The organism is Nocardioides sp. CPCC 206348, from assembly GCF_048654705.1.
Taxonomy (GTDB): Bacteria; Actinomycetota; Actinomycetes; order Propionibacteriales; family Nocardioidaceae; genus Nocardioides.
In genome coordinates this window covers 36,430-40,583 of sequence record NZ_JBMCZA010000153.1, presented here as the reverse complement: position 1 = coordinate 40,583, position 4,154 = coordinate 36,430, and the positions used below count along the sequence as shown (strand labels likewise).

2 protein-coding genes are annotated in these 4,154 nt (G+C 69.7%); one reads left to right on the top strand and one right to left on the bottom strand.

Annotation, left to right across the window (positions count from 1 at the left end):
• Nucleotides 1-2,479 (bottom strand): DNA gyrase/topoisomerase IV subunit A (locus ACOADB_RS10840; protein WP_378598086.1); only part of this gene is annotated, 2,479 nt, incomplete at its 3' end.
• Nucleotides 2,480-2,600: 121 nt separating this feature from the next.
• Here ACOADB_RS10840 and ACOADB_RS10835 point away from each other — a divergent pair.
• Nucleotides 2,601-4,154: GNAT family N-acetyltransferase (locus ACOADB_RS10835; RefSeq protein WP_378598084.1), on the top strand; the 1,554-nt coding region annotated here is incomplete at its 3' end.

Genomic DNA, 4,154 nt, shown 5'->3' with positions numbered 1-4,154 from the left:
CGGCGGTCGGGCCGGCGCCCAGGCTGGCGGCCAGGGGGCCTGCGGCGGCGGCGAGTGCCTGGCTGCCGGGCACTCCCGATCCGTCGCGGCGTCCCGTGGCTGCGGGGAGGTCGACCGGGGCACCGCTCGCTGCGGCGGCCCGCGCGGGCGCCGTACCGGCCCAGGCGAAGACCAGGGTGTCCTCGCCCTTGAGGAACCGGTGGCAGCGCACACCGCCGGTGGCGCGGCCCTTGGCCGGGTACTCGGCGAAGTCGGTCACCTTCACCGCACCCGGCTCGGTGCCGGGCAGCGCGGTCGACGAACCGGAGGACGTGACCACCACGGCGGGGGAGGCGAGGTCGAGGACGCCGAACCACGCGACGCTCTCGCCGGCCGCCAGTTTCACGCCGGCCATGCCGCCACCGGACCGTCCCTGTGGCCGGACGCCCGCGGCGCCGTAGTGCAGCAGCTGGGCGTCGGTCGTGATGAAGCAGAGCTCCTCGGTGCCGCTGACCAGCTCGACCGCGCCGACGACCTCGTCGCCGTCGGCCAGCCGGATCACGTCCCACTCGTCCTTGCTGATGACCTCGGGGTTGACCCGCTTCACGACGCCCTGCTTCGTGCCGAGCGCCAGCCCGGGGCCCTCGGTCGCCAGCGAGGTCAGCGCCAGTGCGCGTTCGCCGGGCACGAGGTCGAGCACCTCGGTGAGCGGCAGGCCGCCCGAGAGGTTGGGCTCGTTGGCCGAGGGCGGGATCGCGGGCAGGTCCAGGACGCCCAGCCGGAGCAGCCGCCCGGTCGAGGTCAGGACGCCGACGTCGGCACGGGCCGTCGTACGGATGGCGGAGACGACCACGTCGTGGTTGGCGCGCCCGCCACCGCTGCCGATCTCCTCGGCGTTCGTGGTGCGGGCCAGCAGGCCGGTGGAGGAGAGCAGCGCGAAGCAGGGCTCGTCGGCCACTTCCAGGGGCGCGGCTGCGGCGGTGATCGCGGTCGAGCCGGCCGACTCGAGCAGGACCGTGCGACGCGGGGTACCGAACGTCTTGGCTATCTCGGCCAGCTCGTTGGAGACGACCTTCTTCAGCAGTCCCTCGTCGGCGAGGATCGCGTCGAGCTCCTCGATCTCCTTGCGCAGCTCCGACTGCTCCTTCTCCAGGTCGATCCGGGAGAAGCGCGTGAGGCGACGCAGCTGCATCTCGAGGATGTAGTCGGCCTGGGCCTCGGAGAGGTCGAACACGCTCATCAGGCGCTCGCGTGCGGCGGAGGCGTCGTCGCTGGTGCGGATCAGCTGGATGACCTCGTCGATGTCGATCAGGGCGAGCAACAGGCCGTCGACGAGGTGCAGGCGCGCGGCCTTCTTGTTGCGCCGGAACTGCGAGCGACGGCGGACGACCTCGTAACGGTGCTCGAGGAAGACCTCGAGCAGCTCCTTCAGGCCGAGCGTGCGCGGCTGGCCGTCGACGAGGGCGACGTTGTTGATGCCGAACGACTCCTCCATCGGCGTCTGCTTGTAGAGCTGCTCGAGCAGCGCCTCGGGGACGAAGCCGTTCTTGACCTCGATGACCAGGCGCAGGCCGTGGGACCGGTCGGTGAGGTCCTTCATGTCGGCGATGCCCTGGATCTTCTTGGTCTGGACCAGGGTCTTGATCCGCTCCATGACCTTCTCGGTGCCGATGTTGAACGGCAGCTCGGTCACCACGATGCCCTTGCGGCGGCCGATGGTCTCGATCCGGGCAGTGGCCCGCATCTTGAAGACGCCGCGGCCGGTCTCGTAGGCGTCGCGCACGCCGTCGAGCCCGACGATCTTGCCGCCCGTCGGCAGGTCCGGACCCGGGATGAACCGCATGATCCCGTCGAGGTCGGTCTTCGGGTGCACGATCAGGTGGCGCAGCGCCTGCACGACCTCGATCAGGTTGTGCGGGGCCATGTTGGTCGCCATGCCGACCGCGATGCCGGTCGTGCCGTTGACGACCAGGTTCGGGATCGCCGAGGGCAGGACCGTCGGTTCGTACTCGCGGCTGTCGTAGTTGGGCTTGAAGTCGACGGTGTCCTCGTCGATCGAGTCCGTCATCGCCACCGCAGCCGGCGCCATCCGGGCCTCGGTGTACCGCATGGCGGCCGGCGGGTCCTCGCCACCGGGCGACCCGAAGTTGCCGTGGCCGTCCACCATCGGCAACCGCATCGACCACGGCTGCGCCGTACGGACGAGGGCGTCGTAGATGGCGGTGTCGCCGTGCGGGTGCAGCCGACCCATCACTTCACCGACGATGCGCGCGCACTTGGAATGGCCGCGGTCGGGCCGCAGGCCCATGTCGTTCATCGTGTAGTAGATCCGTCGCTGGACCGGCTTGAGGCCGTCACGTGCATCGGGCAGGGCCCGGGAGTAGATGACGGAGTAGGCGTACTCCAGGAAGGACGACTGCATCTCGTCGCCGATGTCGGTGTCGAGGATGTGCTCCTCGAAGTCCTCCGGGAGGGGTTCCTGCTTGGTGCGACGTGCCATGGGAGTCATTGTCCCGGTCGGCCCTGGCCATCGGTGACCGGCCACGCCGGTGGGTCTCGAGACGGTTGCTGTGCAACCTCCTCGACCAGCGGCAATCCAGTGGTACCGATAGATTTGCGGTGTGAGCGCTGGCGACCCGACCCCGACCGAGGAGATTCAGGCACCGCCCGCGCACTGGGAGGGCGACGTACTGCTCCGCGACGGGCGTACGGCGCACATCCGGCCGATCCGTCCCGAGGACGAGGAACTCATGGTCGAGTTCTACGCGCGGGTCTCCGACGAGTCGAAGTACTACCGGTTCTTCTCGCCGATGCCGGTGCTGTCGGACCGCGACGTACGCCGGTTCACCCACGTCGACCACCGCGACCGTGTGGCGCTGGTGATGATCCTGCAGGAACGCATGATCGCCGTCGGGCGGTACGACGTCGTGGCCGACAACGAGGCCGAGGTCGCCTTCCTCGTGGAGGACGGTCACCAGGGCCGCGGCATCGCGCAGCTGTTGCTCGAGCACCTCGCCCAGGCCGGCCGCGAACGCGGCGTCGAACGCTTCACCGCCGAGGTGCTGCCCGACAACAGCCGGATGATCCACACCTTCCGCGACGCCGGCTACCGCGTGGCCAGCGGCTATCACGACGGTGTGATCACCCTCGAGTTCCCCATCGACCCGACCGACACCGCGATCGGGGTCATGCGCGACCGCGAGCACGCAGCCGAGGCCGCGTCGATCCAGCGCTTCTTCCACCCCAAGTCGGTCGCGATCATCGGCGCCAGTCGCCGCCAGGACACGATCGGCCAGGTGCTGGTGCGCAACCTGGTCACCGCCGACTTCACCGGCCGGGTCTATGTCGTCAACCCCAGCGCTCCGGCGGTCTCGGGCATGCCGGCCTACAAGAACGTCAACGACATCCCCGATGACGTCGACGTCGCGATCGTCGCGGTCCCGGCCGATTCGGTGACCGACGTCGTCCTCGACTGCGCCAACAAGGGCGTGCACGGCCTGATCGTGATCTCCTCCGGCTTCGCCGAGACGGGGGAGGAGGGCCGCAAGCGCCAGCGCCACCTCGCGGGACTCTGCCGTTCCTACGGCCTGCGCCTGATCGGCCCGAACTGCCTCGGTGTCATCAACACCGACCCGACCGTCCAGGTCAACGCGTCGCTGTCGTCGGTCATGCCGACCCGCGGTCGTGCCGGCTTCTTCTGCCAGTCCGGTGCACTCGGCTCCGCGATCCTCGAGAAGGTCAAGAACCGTGGTCTCGGCATCTCCACCTTCGTCAGCGCGGGCAACCGCGCCGACGTCTCGGGCAACGACCTCCTGCAGTACTGGGAGGAGGACGACGCCACCGAGGTCGTGATGATGTACCTCGAGTCGATCGGTAACCCGCGCAAGTTCTCGCGGATCGCGCGCCGCGTCTCGCAGCGCAAGCCGATCGTCGCGGTCCGGTCGGGTCGCACGACGCAGGGTGTACCGATGGGCCACGCGGTCCGCCGGATCGGCGCGCCTCAGGCCGCGGTCGACGCGATGTTCCGCCAGGCGGGAGTCATCCAGGTGGACACCCTGGACGACATGTTCGACGTGGCGCAGCTGCTCGCGCACCAGCCGTTGCCGAGGGGGCGCCGGGTCGCGATCGTCGGCAACTCCGACGCGCTCGGCCTGCTCGCCGCCGACGCGGCCTCC